This window comes from Streptomyces sp. NPDC030165, from assembly GCF_055573595.1.
This window is the reverse complement of the sequence record NZ_JBVIBD010000005.1, coordinates 168,831-187,199: the sequence shown is the minus strand read 5'-3', so window position 1 is coordinate 187,199 and position 18,369 is coordinate 168,831. Positions and strand designations below refer to the sequence as shown.

Sequence of the window (18,369 nt, the reverse complement as noted above, 5' to 3'; positions counted from 1 at the left end):
CCTCACGCCAGCAGCTCGGCGAGCCGCTGCCGGTTCAGCTTGCCGTTGTCGTTGTGCGGCAGCTCCTCCAGGCGCCGGATGCGGCGCGGCACCATGTGCAGCGGTACGTGCTGCCGCAGCCAGTGGCTGAACTCGTGTGCCCGCATCTCCTTGCCCAGGTAGGCCGCCAGCAGGCGCACCTCGTCCTTGACCTCGACGACCACCACGGCCGCCTCGCTCACCTCGGGGTGGCGCCGCATCGCGGCCTCCACCTCGCCCAGCTCCACCCGGTGCCCCATGATCTTGACCTGGTTGTCCAGCCGGCCGCGGTGCACCAGCCGGCCGTCCTCCCGGCGGACCCGGTCGCCGGTGCGGTACCAGTGGGCGCGGGTGAGCGGTCCGGTGCCGTCGTACGGGACGGCGGGCGCGCCCGGCTCGTGGTGGACGAACCGTCCGGCGTTGTCGGCCGGGTCCAGGTAGCCGTCGAAGCGCTGGGCGCCGCGCACGCACAGTTCACCGTCGTCGCAGGGCTGCCCCTCCTCGTCCAGGAGGACGGCTTCCATGTGCGGGTACGGCTGCCCGATGGGCACCGTGCCGTTGGCGCTGCCCGACGCGGCGGACCCTCCGTCGGGGAGTTCGTGGTCGGTGCAGGTGATGGTCAGTTCGGTCGGCCCGTAGAGGTTGTGGATACGGCTGCCGGGCGCGACCTCGCGCCACAGCGCGGTGAGTTGGACGGTGACCGGTTCCGCGCTGAAGCAGCTGTGGCGCAGCGTGGTGACCTGGCCGAGCGGCAGGTTGCCGTACCGCTCGGCGGTGGTGACCAGCGACGGTACGGAGAACCAGTGGGTGAGCCGGCGGCGCACCACGTAGTCCACGGGCCGGTACAGCTCGTCCTGGTCCGGTACGACGACGGTGGCGCCGGAGCCCCACGCGACGAACAGGTCGTACACGGACGGGTCGAAGGTCAGGCCGAAGGTCTGCGAGAACCGGCAGCCGGGACCCGCCTCGTAGCGGGCGATGTTGTACGCCACGTACGGGGAGACGTTGCGGTGGCGGATCGGCACGCCCTTGGGGCGGCCGGTGGAGCCGGAGGTGAACAGCAGGTACGCCTCGCGCTCCGGGTCGCCGTGGTGGGCGGGCAGCGCGTCGGCGGGCGGGTCCGGGAGGCCGTCGCCGTCCGTCGGTACGACGGTCACGGCGGGCCGGAAGTCCGCCGTCAGCCCGGCGAACGTGTCGCGGTGCTGCTCGCCGACGAGGACGGCGCCGACTCCGGCGCGGCGCGCGATGTCGAGGTTGCGGGGCAGCGGGTGGTCGGCGTTGAGCGGGACGGCGGAGGAGCCGAGGCGCTGCACGGCCAGGTACGCCACGTACGCGGCCACCGTCCGGGAGGCGACCAGCGCGATCCGGGCCGGCGGGCGCGCGGGCCCCTCGGTGGCGGGCTGCCCGTCCAGGACGCGGGCCGCCAGGGCCAGCGCCCTGCGGTGCAGTTCGCCGTAGGTCAGGGTCTGCTCGCCCAGTTCGAGGGCCGGGGCGTCCGGCCACCGGCGGGCGGAGTCGGCGAACCACTGGTAGAGGGTGCGGTCTTCCAAGGCGGGCTCCACGGGGACGGGCTCGGCGGGGGAAGGTGGGAGGTGTGGTGCGGGGGTGCCGCTCGTGGCGGGCGGGTGGCTCACGGGGCGGCCCCCGCCGGTGCGTCCGGGGCCGCGGCGCGCTGCTCCAGCGCCGTGCCCATCCGTACGACCGGGCGCGCGACCAGCGCGAACAGCAGCAGCACAGCGGCTCCGGAGGCCATGTACGGGACGTTGACCTCGACCAGTTTGGCGAGCGCGCCGCCCGCCAGCGCGCCCAGCGGGATGGTGCCGGTGCCCACCAGCCGGTAGACGCCGTTGAGCCGGCCGAGCTGGTCGGGCGGGGTGGTGGCCTGGCGGAAGGAGACGGTCAGCGCCTGGTAGACGGCGGCGCCCAGCGCCATCAGGGCGAAGCCGCCGGCCGCGACGAGCGGGTGCCGGACCAGGCCGGTCAGCAGCATCGCGACGCCCATCAGGGCCATGCCGCCGAGCGCGGCCGGGAAGGTGCCGAACCGGCCGGCCAGCCGTGCGTTGAGCAGTCCGCCGGCGATGCCGCCGAGCGCGCCGACGGCCAGGAACACGCCGAAGGCGGCTTCCGGCAGACCCAGCCAGCGCACGACGTAGAGGACTTCGAGTGTTCCGGTGACGCCCATGAAGAAGTTCAGCGCGCCGAGCATGCCCGCGAGGGTGGCCAGCAGCCGGTCGGTGCGGAGCAGCCGCACGCCGTCCAGGATCATCGTGCGCCAGCGCGGCGCGGCGCCCGGTTCGGCGGGGCCGGCGGACGGCCCGGGGAAGCGCGGCAGGGTGACCAGCAGGGCCACGCCGAGCAGGAACGACACTCCGTCGATCAGGAACGGCAGGCCCGCTCCGGCGACGAAGGCGAGGCTGCCGAGCGGCTGTCCGGCGGAGTCGCGGAAGATCAGCTGGGCCACGTGCAGGCGCCCGTTGGCAGCGGCCAGCCGGGCGGTGTCCACCACCATCGGCAGGTACGACTGGGACGCGACGACGTGCACCGTCTCGCCCAGCCCGAGCACCGCCGCCACCGCGCACACCACCGGCAGGCTGACCACGCCGGTGACCACCGTCAGCGTGAGGACCAGCACCGCGGCGGACCGCAGCAGGTCGATGCAGATCAGCAGCGAGCGCCGGTCGGCCAGGTCCGCCCAGACGCCGGCCAGTGGCGACAGCAGCAGCGGCAGCCAGTTGGCGACCGTCACCAGGGAGATCAGCAGCGGGTCGGTGGTGAGCGAGAGGGCGAGCAGCGGCAGGGCGGTCAGCCGTACGCCGTCGCCCAGTGCGGAGACCGCGGTGGACGCCCACAGCCGCCCGAACGGGCCGAAGCGGCGGCCGCCGGAGCGCGCGCCGGCCCGGCCCGGGCGCCCCTGGCCCGGGCCGTCCGGCGCCGCCGTGCCGGGTCCGTCCACGGCGCCGTCCGTCATGCCCACGGTTTCTCGGTGGCGTCGCCGGTCCACAGGACGGGGCCGGTCACGGTCAGCGTCGTGGGGGCTGCCTGCCGCTGCGGGACCAGGTGCAGACGCTGGACGTCCGCCGGGGCGTCCGCGTTCTGCGCCCGTCCGTCCTGGCAGGGGCACGGCTGGGAGTCGAAGCCCGCGAACCGGTACGCGACCTCCATGATCCGGTTGCGTTCGGTGCGCCGGAAGTCGGCCTCCAGGTGCACCCCGGCCCGGGTGGCCTGGTCGGCGGTCCAGCGCAGCAGCTGGGTACCGATGCCGAAGTTGACCACCCGGCAGGAGGTGGCGAGCAGCTTCAGGCGCCAGCTGCCCGGCTGCCGCTCCAGCAGGACCACGCCGACCGCACCGTGCGAGCCGAAGCGGTCCTCGACGGTGGTGATCAGCACCTCGTGGTCCGGGTCGGTGAGCAGGGCGCGCAGGTCGGCGTCGGAGTAGTGCACGCCGGTGGCGTTCATCTGGCTGGTGCGCAGGGTCAGTTCCTCGACGCGCGCGAGGTCGTCCCGGTCGGCGCGGGCGATGCGCATCCGCATGTCCAGGGAGCGCAGGAAGTCCTCGTCCGGGCCGTTGAACTCGCTCTGCGCGGCCTCGCGCCGGAACTTCTCCTGGTACATGGCCCGGCGGCGGCGCGCGTCGGTGGTGACGGTGGGCGCGAAGTCCGGCAGATCCGGCAGGCCGGCCGCCTCGGGCGCGTCGTAGCAGCGCACGTCCGGCAGGTGGTAGGCGACCTCGGCGCGCTCGGTGTGCTGGTCGTCGATGAACGCGATGGTGTTCTGCGCGAAGTTCAGCTGCTCGGCGACGGTGCGTACGGCGTCGGACTTGCGGCCCCAGCCGATGTGCGGCAGGACGAAGTACTCGGCGACGCCGAGGCTCTCCAGCCGGGCCCAGGCGTCGTCGTACTCGTTGCGGCTGGCCACCGACTGGAGGATGCCGCGCTCGTCGAGGGCCTGGAGCGTCTTCAGGACGCCGGGCCGCAGGGCCAGTTCGTCGTTCTCCAGCAGGGTCCCCTGCCACAGGGTGTTGTCCAGGTCCCAGACCAGGCACTTCACCGCCGGGAACGCGGCCGTCCCGGCCGTGTCCGGGGTGTTCGTGGTCTCCGCCGTCGTGGTGCCCGTCATGCCGGTCATACCTCCCAGAGGGTCACGGCCCAGGCCGCGACGGGGCTGTTGTTGAGGACGAGGACGAGGTCGCCGGGCGCCAGTTCACCGCGGGCCAGCAGCCGGTCCAGGTTGAGCACCACGTCCATGGCGCCTGTGTGGCCGTACGCCTGGAGGTGCTCGGTGCACACCGGGTGGACGGGAACGCCGAGCAGCGTCTCGTAGAACTGGAAGGCCGGCGCGGTGACGTTCTGCATGAGGGTGGCGGTGACCTGCCGCCGCTCGACGCCCGCGTCCTCCAGTACCCGGCCGACCAGGCGCTTGAGGTGCTGCTGGCTGTGCAGGGCCAGGTCGAAGCGGTAGCGGTCGGCGGAGTTGACCTCCTCGCGCCACTCGTACCAGGGGGCGTTCTTGTAGTCGACCTGGAGGAGGTCGTGGAATCTGCCGTCGGTGTGCTGGCGGTGGGCGCGCAGCACCGGGCGGCCGCCGCGTACCAGGGTCATGGCGAAGGCGCCGTCGCCGACGACGGTGACCGGGTGGCGCACCCGGTCCAGGGCGACCGGGCGGCTGGCGTGCGCGATCATGACGGACTGCCGGGCCGGGTCGGCGACGAGGAGGTCCCTGGCCAGGGACCAGGCCGCGCTGGAGCCCGTGCAGCCCAGGCCGTCCAGGACGAAGGAGAAGGCCGAGGTGAGCCCGGCCTCGCTCGCGACCTGTCCGGAGGTGGAGCCGAGCAGCACCTCGGGGGCGCGGGCGCCGACGACCACCAGGACGTCGGGTTCCGGGGCCGCCGGGTCCTGCTCGCGCAGTTCGCGTACGGCCCGGGCCGCGAGTCCGGCGGCCGTGGCCTCACTGTCGAACCGGCCGACCGTACGGATGCCGCAGTCGCGCGCGAACTCGGCCTCCTCGCGCGGCAGTCCGCCGATCTCGTCCAGCTTCTCGACGGGTACCAGCTCGTCGGGCAGGAGGCAGTGCACGGCCCCTATCCCGACGGCCGTGTCCGTGCTGCTGCCCGTGTCCGTCCTCGTCATCCCCGGCCCGTCCGTACGTGGTCCGCGAGGAGCAGCTGGCTGATCTCCGTGCTGCCCTCGATGATCTCCATGAGTTTGGCGTCGCGGTAGGCCCGCGCCACCGGGTGGCCGTCGCGTGCGCCACGGGAGGCCAGCACCTGGACGGCCGTGGCGGCGCCCTTCGTCGCTTCCCGGGAGGCGACGTACTTGGCGACGACGGCCTGGGTGCCCAGCTCCGGCCGGTTCTCGTCCCAGCAGGCGCTGGCGTGCTCGCAGCAGCGCAGCGCGATCTGTTCGGCGACGGCCAGTTCGGCCAGGTGCCGGGCGATGAGCTGGTGGTCGGCGAGCGGCTTGCCGAACTGTTCCCGGTCGCGGGTGTGTGCCGCCGTGCTGTCCACGCACGCCCGCAGGATGCCCGCGCAGCCCCAGGCGACCGAGAGCCGCCCGTAGGTCAGCGCGGCGGTGGCGAGCAGGGCGACCGGCAGACCGGCGCCGGACAGCAGGTGACCGGCCGGTACGCGGACGTCGTCCAGGTGTACGTCGGCGTGGCCGGCGGCCCGGCAGCCCATCGGGTCCGGCACCCGCTCGATGCGTACGCCCGGCGCGTCGGCCGGTACGACCACCACGGCCGCGCCGGAACCGTACGTCCCGAAGACCACCAGCAGGCTCGCGTAGGCGGCGCCGGTCACCCAGACCTTCGCGCCGGTGACGTGCACGGTGTCGCCGTCGCGGCGGATCTCCGTGCGCATCGCCGACAGGTCGCTGCCCGCGTCGCTCTCGGAGAACGCGACACCGGCCGTCTCGCCGCCGGTGAGCCGGGGCAGGAACGTGCCGCGCTGCGCGGCGGTGCCGAAGCGCTGCACGGTCCAGGCGGCCATGCCCTGCGAGGTCATCAGGGACCGCAGGGAGCTGCACAGGGAACCGGCGTGCGCGGTCAGTTCGCCGTTGGCGCGGCTGTCCAGGCCCAGGCCGCCGTGTTCCGCGGCGACCTGCGCGCACAACAGGCCGCGCCGGGACGCCTCCCGTACCGTCTCCGCGGGGATCCGGCCGGCCAGGTCCCACTCCTCGGCGCGGTCGCCGACGAGGTCGCCGAGCGCGGCGCGGGCGTCCGCGGTGGCCTGCGCCGTCACTGCCCCGCCGCTCCTTCGCCGCGCAGCCGCTGGACCAGCGCGGTGATGGCCGGCACGGTACGGAAGTTGTCCAGGGTGAGGTCGTCGCCCTCGACGGTGACCTGGAACTCCTGCTCGACGTGCTGGAGCAGTTCCAGGGAGAACAGCGAGGAGAACGCCCCGGAGGCGAACAGGTCCTGGTCCACGGCCCATTCGCCGCCCGTGCGGGTGCTCAGGAACGCCACCAGGCGCTGCTGGACGTCCTCGGTGCCGGCCGCCGGGCCGGCCTGGTTGTCGACGGTGGTCATGCGCGCGTTCCTCCGTAGGAGTAGAAGCCGTTGCCGGTCTTGTGGCCGAAGTCGCCGGCCCGCACCTTGTCCAGGAGCAGGTCGCAGGCGAGGTATCCGTCGTCGCCGGTGCGGTCGTGCAGCACCTTGAGGGTGTCGACGATGTTGTCCAGGCCGATCAGGTCCGCGGTGGCCAGCGGCCCCGTACGGTGTCCGAAGCAGCCGGTGAAGACGCGGTCCACGTTCTCGGCGGAGGCGCGGCCCTCGGCGACCAGCTTGGCCGCGTCGTTGATCACCCGCATCAGGATGCGGTTGGAGACGAAGCCGGGGCCGTCGCCGACGACGACGGCCTCCCGGTCCAGGGCGCTCAGCAGCCGGTCCAGTGCCGCCATCGCCGCGTCGCCGGTGCGCGGGCCGCGGATCACCTCGACCGCCCTGATCAGGTAGGGCGGATTCATGAAGTGGGTGCCGACGACGTCCTCGGGGTGCTGGGTGTAGCCCGCCAGCTCGTCGACCGGTACGGCGGAGGTGTTGGAGGCGATCAGCGTGCCGGGGCGGACCGCCGCCGAGATGGCGCCCAGCGCCTCGGCCTTGGCGTCGGTGGTCTCGGTGACCGCCTCGATGACGGCCGCCGCGGTGCCGAGCTGCTCGTACGAGGTGCTCAGCGTCAGCTCGCCCTCCGGCCCCTTGGGCAGCTTGCCCAGCAGCCGGGCGTGCCGCAGCTGCTGGCGCACCGCGCCGAGGGCGCGTTCCAGCTGGTCCTCGGACACGTCGATCAGCAGCACCGGGAGGCCGCGGCCCACGGCGAGCGTGGCCAGCGCGGTGCCCATGACCCCGGCGCCGACGACGGCCAGCCGGCCGTCGCCCCATCCGTCGTCCATCGTCGTCCCGTCTGTCGTCCCGTCGGTGGTCACTGGGTCAGGCGCCTTCCGTCACATCGGTCAACAAGGCCGCGAAGGCGGGGTGTCCGGCGAGGTGGCGCAGGGCCTGCAGGGCCCGTGCGCCGTCCAGGCGGGGGTCCAGGCCGCGTTCGCGCAGCCACTCCCCCCACAGCCGGCCTTCCACGTCCACCCGCGGCGTGTCCAGGTCGTGGGTCTCGTACAGGGCCATGGTCGACAGGACCGGGTCGCCGGTCTCCAGGGCCCGCCGGCCCGCCAGGCGCGCCCATTCCGCGACCGGTACGCCGCGGGTCGGCACGCCCAGCGCGCCCAGTTCGGCGAAGAGCGCGGAGAAGGTGGTGGCCTCCTCGCCGACCAGGTGGTAGGCGCGGCCCGCCGATCCGGGCTCCCGGCCGAGCTGGACTATGGCGCGGGCCACCAGGTCGATGGGCGCCACCGGCAGCGGCATGTCGTCCGCCGGGTGGGCGCCGACGGCCAGGCAGGCGGCCACCAGCCGCCAGAGCATGTCGAGGTCGTTGCAGGCGCCGGTGGTGGTGTCGCCGCCGATCAGGCCGGGTCGGAAGACCCGTACCCGCATCCCGTCCCGTTCGGCCTTGTCCAGGAGGCGTTCGCTGACCCACTTGGAGATGCCGTAACCGCCTGCTTCGGGGTCCAGGGGCTGTTCGCGGCGCTCCAGCATCCGGCCTTCGGAGCCGAGGGCCTGGCCGCAGGCGGCCAGGGTGGAGATGTAGCTGATGTCGGTGATGCCGTGGCGGCGCATCCAGCCGAGGAGGTGGTACGTGGCCAGGGTGTTGGCCGGGCGCAGCACCTCGTACGGCTCGGTGAAGACGACGTGGGCGCCGCAGTGCACGACGTGGCCGGTGCGGCGGGCCAGTTCCCCGTCGCGGAAGGTCTCGCACACCTCGGCGACGTCCCGCAGGTCGCCGGGGACGATGTGCACGCGCGCCGGGTCGGGTTCGGGGAGCCGGAAGCGGGCGGCGGCCTCGCGCAGGCGCCGGCGGCCGTGCTCCTCGTCGTCGGCGCGGACCAGGCAGTAGACGCGGCTGTCGCGGTGGCCGGGGTCGTGCAGGAGTTCGTGCAGCAGGAAGGCGCCGACGAAGCCGGTGGCGCCGGTGAGCAGCACGTCCGTGCCGGGCGGGGTGTCGCGCGGTGCCAGGGGCGGCAGTTCGAGGGCGAGGTCGGCGTCGATGAGGGCGGCGTCGGAGGGGTGGGTGGCGGGCGTGTCCCCGGTGGTGGTGCCGGGTTCCGTACGGCCGGGGCCCTCCGTGTCCGTACCGCCGGAAGCGCCGCGGATCGCCTCGGCGACGCGGGTGACGGTGGCCCGGCTGCCGCCGGTGCGGTGGAGGTTGAGCAGGGTGCCGTACCGCTCCTGCACTTCGAGCGTCATCCGCAGGCCGAGCAGGGAGGTGCCGCCGAGGGCGCCGAACTCGTCGTGCGGGCCGATGCCGTCGATGCCGAACAGTTCTTCCCAGAGGGCGACCAGTTCTCCTTCGAGGCCGGTGGGCGCGTCGGCGGGCGCGCTCGCGGCGGCCCGGGCCGTGGGCTCCGCGGCGGCGGCGCTGCCCGGAACGGTGAACACCGAGTCGTCCAGTGCCGAGCAGCGGCGCCGGGTGTACGGGTACGTGGGCAGGGTGACGCGCCGGCCCGTCCCGTCGTCGAGCGCGCGGGCGTCCACCGGGACGCCGTGCAGCCAGGCGTCCGCGAGGGCCGCGGCGATCCGCTCGTCCAGGGCGGCGCGGTCCTCGGCCGGGTCGACGGGCAGCACGTACCGGCCGGGGCCGCTCCCGCCGTCGCCGACGATCAGCAGGTAGGCGTCGGCGGGCAGCGCGGCGGGCACGGTGTCGTGCTGCTCGGTACGGCGGCCCAGGGCCGCCAGCAGCGCGGTACGCATCTCCTCGGCGCGCTCGCCGGCCGCCGTGACGGCCAGGACCGGACGGCGTGTCCCGGCGCGGACCGTACGGGCGGCGGGCGGCCGGGGCAGGCGCAGGGCGGCGGCCAGCCGGTCGGGGGCCGCGGTGACGACCCGGCGCTCGGTGAAGTCCTGCCGCCCGACGCGCAGGGTGTGCGCGATGTCCCCGGGCGCGGCGCGGTCCTGGTCGATCTCGTCGGCCAGGCCGCGCGAGAGGGCGTCGAGTTCGGTGCGGGTCCGGGCGGAGAGCTGGAGCCGTACGACGGGCCGGGCGGGCGCGGCGGGGCGCACCGGCTCCGGCGGCGGGGCGAGGACGACGGAGGCGTTGGCGCCGCCCAGGCCCATCGAGTTCACCAGCACCCGGCGGCCGGCGTCGGTGCACCGTTCCAGCTCGGTGGGGACGTGGAAGGGGCTGTCGGCGAGGACGCCGGGGTCCCGGGCGTGCTCGAACATCGGGTGCGGCACCAGGTGGCCGGTGCGCACGACGTGGATCGCCTTGATCAGCCCGGCGATGCCGGCGGCCGATCCGGCGTGCCCGATGTTGGCCTTGACCGTGCCGAGCGCGCAGTGGTTGCGGTCGGACGGGCGGGCGCCCGCCGCGCGCAGGCCGTCGATGAGGCCGCGCAGTTCGACCTGGTCGCCCAGGGGGGTGCCGGAGCCGTGCGCCTCGGCATAGCGCAGGTCGGCCGGGTCGGTGCCGGCCACCGTGAGCGCGGCGGAGACGACCGAGGCCAGGCCGTCCGGGCTGGGCGCGGTGAAGCCGGGCCGGTGGGCGCCGTCGTTGCCGACCGCGCTGCCGCCGATCACCGCGAGGACCGGGTCGCCGTCGGCGAGCGCGTCGGCGAGGCGGCGCAGTACGACGACGCCGATGCCGGAGCCCGCGCCGGTGCCGGTGGAGCGGATGTCGAAGGCGCGGCAGAATCCGTCCTCGGAGAGCACGCCGCCGGGCTGGTACTGGTAGCCGACGGACGGGTACGACAGTCCGCTGCCGCCCGCCAGGGCGATGTCGCACTCCTCCGACAGCAGGCTCAGCACCGCGTAGTGCACGGCGGTCAGCGAGGAGGAGCAGGCGGTCTGCACGGCCAGGGACGGGCCGCGCAGGCCGAGCTTGTAGGAGACCCGGGGGGCCATGAAGTCGATGCCGCCGCCCAGTTGCGTGGCCAGGTCGTCGAAGGCGGCGGGGCCTTCCGTACGGGCGCGGGCGTACTGGAGCAGGGTGTTGTACGTGCTGTTGCTCGCCCCGGCGAACACGCCGATCTGCGGGCCGTGGTCACCGTTCGGCAGGTGCCCGGCCCGCTCCAGGCCGTCCCGGCACGCCTCCAGGAAGAGGCGCTGCTGCGGGTCGATCAGCTCGGCCTCGACGGGGGTGTAGCCGAAGAACTCGGCGGCGAACAGCTCCGGGTCCTCGATCCAGCCGGACCGGGTCACGAAGCCCGGCGCGGCGGCCGTCTCCGGGGACACACCGCAGCGGCGCAGGTCCTCGGCGGGGATGTCGCGGAGCGAGACCACGCCCTTGTCGAGGTTGCTCCAGAACTCCTCCGGGGTCGCGGCCTCCGGGAACCGGCAGCCGACACCCACCACCGCTACGGCGGTCTCGCTGTTCATCGCGCGGCGGACCCTTCCGGCTGCTGCGGACCGGCGGCGGACGTGGCGTCCGTACGGCCGCGGCGGGCGCTGCCGAGCAGCCGGCCGCGGCCGGCCGGGGCCGCCGCCGCGGGGGCCGGTGCCTCGGGCTCGTACGACGGGTCCAGCAGCCGGGCCTGGGCGCGCACCGTGTCGTGCCGGAACAGTTCGGCGACCTCCAGCTCGCGGCCGGTCTGATCGGAGAGTTCGTCGCTGAGCATCACCAGCAGCATGGAGTTGCCGCCCGCTTCGAAGAAGCCGGTGTCCAGGGGCGCCTCGTCGATGCCGAGGACGTCCTGCCATGCCTGGCGGACGAGCGGGAGCGGGTCCGCGGGTATGGACGCGCTGTCTTCGGGGTTCGCCACGGGGGCCTCCGGGAGGGTTTCGGGTTCAGACACGCCGCGCCGCCGCGGTGTCGAAGAATTCGCGGGACCGGGCCATCGCCCGGCCGACCTTGTCGTAGGCGTTCTCCGGGTCGGCGAACGGGCCGACCTCGACGCCGATCCAGGCGGCGTCGACGGCGAGCAGCTGTTCGGTGAAGGCGGCCATGTCCGCGACGCCCTCACCGGGCACCAGGTGCTCGTGGTACGTGCCGTTGGAGTCGGAGTAGTCCACGCTGTTGACCCGGCCGGGCAGCCGGCCCACCTCGGACGCGGCCACCCCGGCGACGACGAGGTGCGAGACGTCGACGTTGGCCTGGAGGGCCGGGGAGCCGACGTCGTCGAGCAGCCGCACGAGGTCGTCGACGTCGGTGACCAGCGAGGTCTCCATCGGTTCGGGCTTGACGCTGAGCGCGATGCCGCGCGCCTCGGCGTAATCGGCGAGCCGGCGGACCGAGGCGGCCAGCATCTGCCACTGGGCCTCCTCGGGCCACATGGCGCGCCAGAACCAGTCTCCGAGGAGCAGTTTCATGACCTGGCCGCCGAGTTCCCGGGTGAGGTCGACGTGCGCCTCGGCGCGCTTGAGGTGGAACTCCCTCACGACGTCGCGGAAATCACTGAGACCGAAGGCGTGGCACGCCGTCAGGCTGATCGGCAGGCCCACCGCGTCCGCGTCGTTGCGGAATTGCAGCAGCCGTTCCGGCGCCAGTTCCATCGCCTCTTCGACGATGCAGATCCATTCGGCGCCCAGTTCCGCGGCGGCCCGCCACGCGTCCTTGCCCTGGTACGGGGAACCGTAGAACGCCTGGTCCACCAGCAGCCCGAGGCTTACTTGACTGGTCATGGATTGTTCCGCTCCTAGTCGGTGCGCGTCCCGGCCGCGGGCCGGGAGGGCTTCGGTCTTCTCCCGCGGAAAAGACCCGGCGCGACATTCCGTTGTCGGCAGGGGTGGTCGTGCCGTGACGGGCGCGCGGTGCGGTTGCGCGGCGGCGTGTTCCTGCCGCGTCGCGCACCGGTGCGCGTGCCGTCCGCTGCCGTTTCCGGCAGGGCACGGTCCCGCTCACGGGGATGGTCGGCTGTCGGTGATCCGGTGGGAGAAGTCCGGTCCGGGGCCCGCTACGAGGCGGCGGCCGCCGGGCGGTGTGGTGGTGCGGTGCGGCGGCCGGCAGCACACCGGATCGCGCCGTCGCGGCCGTCGGCGGTGCTCGCCACCGCGTCCGCTCTCTCGTCGATTGCCATCATTCGTGCCCCCGTCGGCCAACGATCCTGACGACCTGTTCCGGCCCTGTCGAACACCGGGATGCTAGCACGCGGTCCGGTGCGCACTCTATGGCGAAATGTCACCCGATGCCGTCGCGTCCGATCTCGTAACCGCAGGTCAGATGGGGTAGTTGGACGAAGCAACCGAAAGCGGGAGCTGGCGGTCCGAACGGGCCGGGCGGGCCGCGTGGACACCGCGGCGGCGCACGCCCGGCAGGCGCGGCGCGGCGGCCGTCCGTGCGCGGGCGGCACCCGCGCGCAGCGCCGGGAACCGGCCGCCGGGCGCACCCCGTGCCGCCTTTTCCGCGCCCCTTCCGAAGCTCCGGTTCCGTTTCCGCGGCGGGCCCGAAGACGCTTGCGCGGTGGATCACGACTGGAGTTAACTGGCCCTGTTGAACGGGGGCTGTAAAAGGGGCCGGCCGGCCTGTCCGGCCCGCCGCCTTGCCGGTGCGGGCGCATGACGCGGCCCGGCACCGCCGTTCCTCTCTGCGCGGCCCGTTCGCCGCATTCCACGCCGCTGACCCGAAGTCCACCGACCTTCCCGGGAGCGGCACATCACAGAGGAGACGACATACATGTCACGGGGAACCGCTGTGCCGAAGAATGCACGCGAGGAATACGAACGCAGCGGATGGCTGGCCGTTCCGGACCGGCTCGGCCCGCAGGCGCTGGAAAAGGTACGGGACAGCATCGCGGCCATTTCCCGCACCGACCGTCCGGAAGTGGTGCAGGAAGCGGGCAGTGACACGGTACGGGCCCTGCACGGCTGCCACGGGTACGACGACGTGTGCGCGCAGCTCGTACGGCATCCCCTGCTGCTGGACCTGGCCGAGGAACTGGTCGGTGACCGGGTGTACGTGTACCAGTTCAAGGTGAACATCAAGAGCCCGCGCGAGGGACAGCAGTGGCCCTGGCACCAGGACTTCGCGTTCTGGGCGCACGAGGACGGCATGCCGGCGGCGGACGCGGTGAACATCGCGGTCAACCTGGACGAGGTGCACGAGCACAACGGTCCGCTGACGGTCCTCACCGGCTCGCACCGGCTCGGCCTGATCGAGGCGCCGGAGGCGGCGCGGGCCGTCACCGGCCGCGACTGGCACGAGCACGTCTCGGCGCGGCTGACGCACACCGTGTCCGACGAGCGGGTGCGGGAACTCGCCGCCGAGCACCCGGCGGTGAGGATGACCGGTCCGGCGGGCGCGATCACCGCGTTCCACCCGAGCATCGTGCACTCGTCCACCGACAACCTCTCGGACGACCGGCGGGCGGTGCTGCTGATCACGTACAACTCGGTGCGCAACGCGCCGGTCCGGCCGAGCCGCCCGGACTTCCTGGTCGGCCGGGACACCACGCCGGTGGAGCGGCTGGCCGGCGCCCTGGCGTAGCCGCGGCGCAGGCCCGCACCGTACGCGGTGCGGGCCTGCGGGCGTTCAGCGCGTGGCCTCCTGCCCCAGCGGCCGCCCGTCCAGCAGTCCGGGCACCGAGCGCAGCAGGCCGAGGAAGGCGTCCAGGTGCCCGGCCAGTTCCGTACGGTCGTACAGGCCGTCGTTGCCGTCGAAGGAGACCTGGAGGCCCTGGCCGTCCAGCCGGTCGTACACGTTGACGGTCAGGTCCTCGACCGGGCCCGCGGCCAGGTTGTGGACCGTGGCCGGGTGGCCCGCGTACCCGCTGCCGAAGCCGAAGGACATGATGTTGACGTCGGGGCCGAACTGCTTGCGGCCCTCGGGGAGTGAGGGCAGCTCCCGCACCAGGCGCTCCTGCGGGTAGCGCTGGTGCGCGACGGCTTCCTCCAGGTGTACCGAGACGTCGGCGACGACCTCGGCGAACGTGCGCTCCGGTGTCACCGTGACGCGCAGCGGCACCGTGTTCGTCAGCATGGCCGGCACGCGGCGCAGCATCGGGGCGGTGCGGCCGGTGACCGGCAGGCCCAGGACCACGTCGCGCACGCCGGTCGCGCGGTGCAGCTGCACGGCGACGGCGGCCAGGACGATCTCGGGCCAGGTCACCTCCAGACGCCGGGCCGCGGCACGCAGGGCGTCCACGTCGCCGGGGCCGAGGTGGCCGCTGTGCCGTACGTAGGAACGGGTACGCGGCGGCTGCCGGCCGGCGAGGCTCGCGGTCTCGGTCTGGTCCGCCATCCGCGCGAGCCAGTACCGGCGGTCCGCCTCGAACTCCGGCGACTCCTGGTAGGCGCTGTCCGCCGCGACGGCCTCGGCGAGCGTGCCGGGCGGGCGGGGGCGGCGGGGGCGGCCGGTGGCCAGGGCCGTGTAGACGTCCGCGACGTGCGCGGCGATGAGCGAGAGGCCGAAGCCGTCCACGACGACGTGGTGGGCGGCGCGGTACCAGAAGTACCGCTCGGGCCCGGCCTTGAACAGCGCCCAGGTGAACAGCGGTCCGGTGGCCAGGTCGTACGCCTTGGCCAGGTCCCGGCGCATCCAGCGCTCGGCGGCGGCGCGCGGGTCCGGTGCGGCGCTGACGTCCTCGTGGTGCAGCGGGACGTCCACCGTGTCGTCGATGTCCTGGCAGATCCCTTCCTCGCCGAGGCCGAAGCGGGCGCGCAGGGCCGGAGTCGCGGCCACCACCTCGCGCAGCGCCGCCTCGAAGAGGCCGGAGTCGACCGGGCCTTCGATGTCGCAGTACTCGGCGATGTTGAACGAGCGGTCGTCCGGGTCGAGTTGCTGGGCGACCCAGACGCCGGTCTGGGCCGCGGACAGGGCCAGCCGGGCGGTCATCCGGCGACCCGCAGCTCGCCGACGAACGCCACGACGCTGTCCAGGCTGTGGAACTTCTCGGCGAGCGGGGTGTCGCCGGGCATGACGACGCCGTAGCGCTTCTCGATAAAGGCGCCGAGCCGGGCGACGGAGAGCGAGTCGAGAATCCCCCATTCCAGCAGCGGGGTGTCGGCTTCGACCGCACCCTGGCCCTTGAGGACGTTCTCCTCGATGAATCCCTTGACAGCGCCAAAGGTCTCGCTATCCTTCATTTATCTCCCCCAGAGTTGATGTCAGGTTTCCGTCGGCAATTCTCGCCGCATTCTCCCACCGAGCGGCTCCGCACGCCGCACCTGACGGTAAATCACGCTACTGTTCTGCCGGGTTGACTGTCAAGGAACTTGATGCTTTCCGGGCGGGCTGGGCAAGGAAGACATGGAGACCCGACTGTGAAACTGCACCATCTCGTCCGGGCCGCGGCCCGGCGGACTCCGGACGCGCTGGCCGTCACCGGTCCGGACGGGTCCGCGCATTACGCACAACTGGACGCCTGGGCGGACGGGCTTGCCCGCGAACTCGCCGCCCGGGGCGTGCGGGCCGGCGACCGGATCGGTATCTGGCTCGACAAGTCGGTGGCGGCCGTCGCCGTCATGGAGGCCACCTTGCGGCTGGGTGCCGCGTACGTGCCGCTCGACCCGCAGGCGCCGCCGGCGCGGGTGGCCAAGCTGGTCGGCGACTTCACTCCCGCCCTGGTGGCGGCTCCTCCGCGGCGGGCCGCCCAGCTGGCGGAACACGGGGTCACGAGCCCGGTGCTGACCGCCTGGCCCGACGGCAGCGACTGGGGTGAGCTGCCCACCGGACCGGTGCGGCCCGGCCCGGACGTGCCGGAGCCGGACATCACCGACGACGACCTCGCCTTCATCCTGTACACGTCAGGGTCCACCGGCGAGCCCAAGGGCGTGTGCCACAGTCACAACAGTGCCTGGGCGTGGGTCGAATGGGCCGCAAAAGCCGAAGGCGCCACGGCCGCCGACCGCCATTCCAATCACGCTCCCTTTCATTTCGACATGACGGTCATCGACGTTTACGTCCCGTTCTCCGTCGGCGGTTCCGTGCATCTCGTACCGCCGGAGACGGCATACAATGCGAAAGCCCTGGTGCGGTTCCTCACCGACCACGAAATCACCGTCTGGTATTCGGTGCCGGCAGCCCTGATGCTGATGATGCGGCACGGCGGCCTGCTGGAAACCGAGGTGGCGTCGCTGCGCTGTCTGCTGTTCGCCGGGGAGTCCTTTCCGATCGGCCCGCTGCGGCAGCTCCGGCGGCATTTCCCGGACGTCCGTTTCATGAATCTGTACGGGCCGACGGAGACCACCGTCTGCACCGCGCACGAGGTCGGCGACATTCCGGACGACCGGCTGCTGCCCGTACCGATCGGCGGCCCGGTCTGCGGGGACACCGTCGTCGCGGTACGGCCCGACGGGCAGCCGGCCGGGCCCGGCGAGGAGGGCGAGCTGATCGTCACCGGACCGAGCGTGATGCTCGGGTACTGGGGCCGCCCGCCGGTCACCGACCGGACCTACGCCACCGGGGACATCGCGCTCGTCCTCCAGGACGGCACCTTCGAGTTCGTCGGCCGCCGCGACGCGATGGTCAAGGTCCGCGGCAACCGCGTGGAACTGGGCGAGGTGGAGGCCGTCCTGCAGAGCCACCCGGGGGTCGCCGAGGCGGCCGCCGTGGTGCGCGGCACCGGCATCGACGCCGCCGTCGTGGCGTACGTGGTCGCGGCGGACGGTCACGATCCCTCGCTCATCGACCTCAAGCGGCACTGCGCCCGGCAGCTCCCCCGGTACGCGATCATCGAGACCGCGTACCGGCTGCCGTCCCTGCCGCGCAACGCCAACGGCAAGGTCGACCGCCGGGCGCTGACCGAACGCGCCGCCGCGGAGGCGGACGCCGCCCCCGCCCCCGCGTAGTAGCGGCGGGCGCCGGGCGCGGTGGCCGTGCGGCGGCGCACGGTCACCGCGCCGCCGCCCCCGCGCCGAGCGTGCACTGCTCCGCCGCCGGGTGGCCGACGCGCTCCGCGCTGTCCGCTCCGTCCGCGCCCGCCTCGTACACGGCGTCCCCGTAGACGCTCCGTACCCACGACTCCTGGTAGACCGTGTCCAGGTAACGCTCGCCCAGGTCGGGCGAGATGGCCACGGCCGTGCCGGATGTGCCGGGACGGTGGGCGGCCAGCCAGCGCCGGGCCCCGGCGACGACCGTCCCGGTGGACCCGCCGAACAGGAAGCCGGCCGCGGCCAGCCGGTGGCAGGTCCGCACGGTCTCCGGCTCGGGCACGATCACCACGTCGTCCACCAGGGAGTGGTCGAGCTGTGGTGGCCGGACGCCCGCGCCGAGCCCGGGGATCATGCGGGTGCGCGGCGGACCGCCGAAGGTCACCGAACCGGCCGCGTCCACGGCCACCACGGTCACCGGGCGCGTCCACTGCCGGAAGAAGCGGGCGCACCCCATCAGCGTGCCGGTGGTGCCCGCGCCGACGAAGAGCACGTCCAGGTCAGGGAACTGCCGGGCTATCGCGGGGGCGGTGGTGTGCTGGTGGGCGAGGGCGTTGTACGGGTTGGTGTACTGGTTCAGCCAGACGTACCGGGCGTCGGAGGCGCACAGTTCCCGCACGTGCCGCAGCCGCGCGCCGAGGTGACCGCCGTCCTCGTCGGGCCGGTCGACCGAGTGCACCTCGGCGCCCATGGCCTCCATCAGCCGCCGGGTGCCGAGGTTGCAGCGCGCGTCGGTCACGCACAGGAACCGGTAGCCCTTGTCCGCGGCGATCATGGCGAGCGCCACGCCGAGGTTCCCGGACGACGACTCCACCAGGACCGATCCCTCACGCAGCGCGCCGGAGCGCTCGGCCGCCTCGACCATGGCGGCGGCGGCCTTGAGCTTGACGGAGCCGGCGAAGTTGAAGCCCTCGCACTTCAGGTGCAGGGCGGTGCCCAGCACCGGGCGCAGGTCGACGTACAGGTCGTCGGTGTTGAACTCCTGGGGAGAGGTGATCACCGGCACCGCGG

General features: G+C 73.5%; 15 protein-coding genes. 2 read left to right on the top strand and 13 right to left on the bottom strand.

All coding sequences use genetic code 11. The features are described 5' to 3' along the window. Positions 1-2: 2 nt before the first annotated feature. The 10 genes from ACZ4Z1_RS11905 to ACZ4Z1_RS11860 all read right to left on the bottom strand — a co-directional run bounded on the left by ACZ4Z1_RS11905 (position 3) and on the right by ACZ4Z1_RS11860 (position 12,174). On the bottom strand, positions 3-1,568 hold the full coding sequence (locus ACZ4Z1_RS11905) for an amino acid adenylation domain-containing protein (protein WP_468486439.1): 1,566 nt from the start codon (positions 1,566-1,568) through the stop codon (positions 3-5). An 80-nt stretch (positions 1,569-1,648) separates the two neighbouring features. After that, positions 1,649-2,986 carry an MFS transporter gene (locus ACZ4Z1_RS11900; RefSeq protein ID WP_468486438.1) on the bottom strand — a complete coding sequence of 446 codons (1,338 nt, stop codon included), beginning with the start codon at positions 2,984-2,986 and terminating at the stop codon, positions 1,649-1,651. Then, positions 2,983-4,143: an HAD-IIIC family phosphatase gene (locus ACZ4Z1_RS11895; protein WP_468486437.1), complete on the bottom strand. Its 1,161-nt coding sequence runs from the start codon at positions 4,141-4,143 to the stop codon at positions 2,983-2,985. Before ACZ4Z1_RS11895 ends, ACZ4Z1_RS11900 begins: the two co-directional genes overlap by 4 nt. Further along, the gene (locus ACZ4Z1_RS11890; RefSeq protein WP_468486436.1) at positions 4,140-5,144 is read right to left on the bottom strand and encodes a 3-oxoacyl-[acyl-carrier-protein] synthase III C-terminal domain-containing protein; all 1,005 of its coding nucleotides are present in this window, start codon (positions 5,142-5,144) and stop codon (positions 4,140-4,142) included. The genes ACZ4Z1_RS11895 and ACZ4Z1_RS11890 overlap by 4 nt, the downstream gene beginning before the upstream one ends. Beyond that, on the bottom strand, positions 5,141-6,253 hold the full coding sequence (locus ACZ4Z1_RS11885) for an acyl-CoA dehydrogenase family protein (RefSeq protein ID WP_468486435.1): 1,113 nt from the start codon (positions 6,251-6,253) through the stop codon (positions 5,141-5,143). Before ACZ4Z1_RS11885 ends, ACZ4Z1_RS11890 begins: the two co-directional genes overlap by 4 nt. Beyond that, positions 6,250-6,540 (bottom strand): acyl carrier protein, encoded by a 291-nt coding sequence (locus ACZ4Z1_RS11880; RefSeq protein ID WP_468486434.1) that lies wholly within the window; start codon positions 6,538-6,540, stop codon positions 6,250-6,252. The genes ACZ4Z1_RS11885 and ACZ4Z1_RS11880 overlap by 4 nt, the downstream gene beginning before the upstream one ends. After that, positions 6,537-7,400: a 3-hydroxyacyl-CoA dehydrogenase family protein gene (locus tag ACZ4Z1_RS11875; RefSeq protein WP_468486669.1), complete on the bottom strand. Its 864-nt coding sequence runs from the start codon at positions 7,398-7,400 to the stop codon at positions 6,537-6,539. Before ACZ4Z1_RS11875 ends, ACZ4Z1_RS11880 begins: the two co-directional genes overlap by 4 nt. Positions 7,401-7,437: 37 nt before the next feature. Further along, positions 7,438-10,932, bottom strand: a complete 3,495-nt coding sequence (locus ACZ4Z1_RS11870; RefSeq protein ID WP_468486433.1) for a thioester reductase domain-containing protein — start codon at positions 10,930-10,932, stop codon at positions 7,438-7,440. Then, on the bottom strand, positions 10,929-11,315 hold the full coding sequence (locus ACZ4Z1_RS11865) for an acyl carrier protein (RefSeq protein WP_468486432.1): 387 nt from the start codon (positions 11,313-11,315) through the stop codon (positions 10,929-10,931). The genes ACZ4Z1_RS11870 and ACZ4Z1_RS11865 overlap by 4 nt, the downstream gene beginning before the upstream one ends. Positions 11,316-11,340: 25 nt before the next feature. Then, positions 11,341-12,174, bottom strand: a complete 834-nt coding sequence (locus ACZ4Z1_RS11860) for a sugar phosphate isomerase/epimerase family protein (RefSeq protein WP_468486431.1) — start codon at positions 12,172-12,174, stop codon at positions 11,341-11,343. 1,009 nt (positions 12,175-13,183) lie between these two features. Here ACZ4Z1_RS11860 and ACZ4Z1_RS11855 point away from each other — a divergent pair. Next, positions 13,184-13,975, top strand: coding sequence for a phytanoyl-CoA dioxygenase family protein (locus ACZ4Z1_RS11855; RefSeq protein ID WP_468486430.1), 792 nt, complete (start codon positions 13,184-13,186; stop codon positions 13,973-13,975). Positions 13,976-14,020: 45 nt separating this feature from the next. Here the strand turns inward: ACZ4Z1_RS11855 and ACZ4Z1_RS11850 are convergent, their stop codons facing one another. Both ACZ4Z1_RS11850 and ACZ4Z1_RS11845 read right to left on the bottom strand, forming a co-directional pair. Further along, positions 14,021-15,322, bottom strand: coding sequence for a condensation domain-containing protein (locus tag ACZ4Z1_RS11850; RefSeq protein WP_468486429.1), 1,302 nt, complete (start codon positions 15,320-15,322; stop codon positions 14,021-14,023). Continuing rightward, the gene (locus ACZ4Z1_RS11845) at positions 15,319-15,573 is read right to left on the bottom strand and encodes an acyl carrier protein (RefSeq protein WP_468486428.1); all 255 of its coding nucleotides are present in this window, start codon (positions 15,571-15,573) and stop codon (positions 15,319-15,321) included. Before ACZ4Z1_RS11845 ends, ACZ4Z1_RS11850 begins: the two co-directional genes overlap by 4 nt. A gap of 177 nt (positions 15,574-15,750) precedes the next feature. Between ACZ4Z1_RS11845 and ACZ4Z1_RS11840 the strand changes: the two genes are divergently transcribed. After that, entirely contained in the window at positions 15,751-17,277 is a 1,527-nt protein-coding gene (locus tag ACZ4Z1_RS11840) for an amino acid adenylation domain-containing protein (RefSeq protein ID WP_468486427.1), read from the top strand. 43 nt (positions 17,278-17,320) lie between these two features. Here ACZ4Z1_RS11840 and sbnA read toward each other — a convergent pair whose 3' ends face one another. After that, positions 17,321-18,364, bottom strand: a complete 1,044-nt coding sequence (gene sbnA / locus ACZ4Z1_RS11835) for a 2,3-diaminopropionate biosynthesis protein SbnA (protein WP_468486426.1) — start codon at positions 18,362-18,364, stop codon at positions 17,321-17,323. Positions 18,365-18,369: the final 5 nt, after the last annotated feature.

Bases quoted from the DNA above. Each gene is read 5' to 3' on its own strand.
- ACZ4Z1_RS11900 (WP_468486438.1), bottom strand. From the start codon at position 2,986: ATGACGGACGGCGCCGTGGACGGACCCGGCACGGCGGCGCCGGACGGC.
- ACZ4Z1_RS11880 (WP_468486434.1), bottom strand. From the start codon at position 6,540: ATGACCACCGTCGACAACCAGGCCGGCCCGGCGGCCGGCACCGAGGAC.
- ACZ4Z1_RS11845 (WP_468486428.1), bottom strand. From the start codon at position 15,573: ATGAAGGATAGCGAGACCTTTGGCGCTGTCAAGGGATTCATCGAGGAG.
- ACZ4Z1_RS11860 (WP_468486431.1), bottom strand. From the start codon at position 12,174: ATGACCAGTCAAGTAAGCCTCGGGCTGCTGGTGGACCAGGCGTTCTAC.
- ACZ4Z1_RS11895 (WP_468486437.1), bottom strand. From the start codon at position 4,143: ATGACCGGCATGACGGGCACCACGACGGCGGAGACCACGAACACCCCG.
- ACZ4Z1_RS11850 (WP_468486429.1), bottom strand. From the start codon at position 15,322: ATGACCGCCCGGCTGGCCCTGTCCGCGGCCCAGACCGGCGTCTGGGTC.
- ACZ4Z1_RS11890 (WP_468486436.1), bottom strand. From the start codon at position 5,144: ATGACGAGGACGGACACGGGCAGCAGCACGGACACGGCCGTCGGGATA.
- ACZ4Z1_RS11870 (WP_468486433.1), bottom strand. From the start codon at position 10,932: ATGAACAGCGAGACCGCCGTAGCGGTGGTGGGTGTCGGCTGCCGGTTC.
- ACZ4Z1_RS11875 (WP_468486669.1), bottom strand. From the start codon at position 7,400: ATGGACGACGGATGGGGCGACGGCCGGCTGGCCGTCGTCGGCGCCGGG.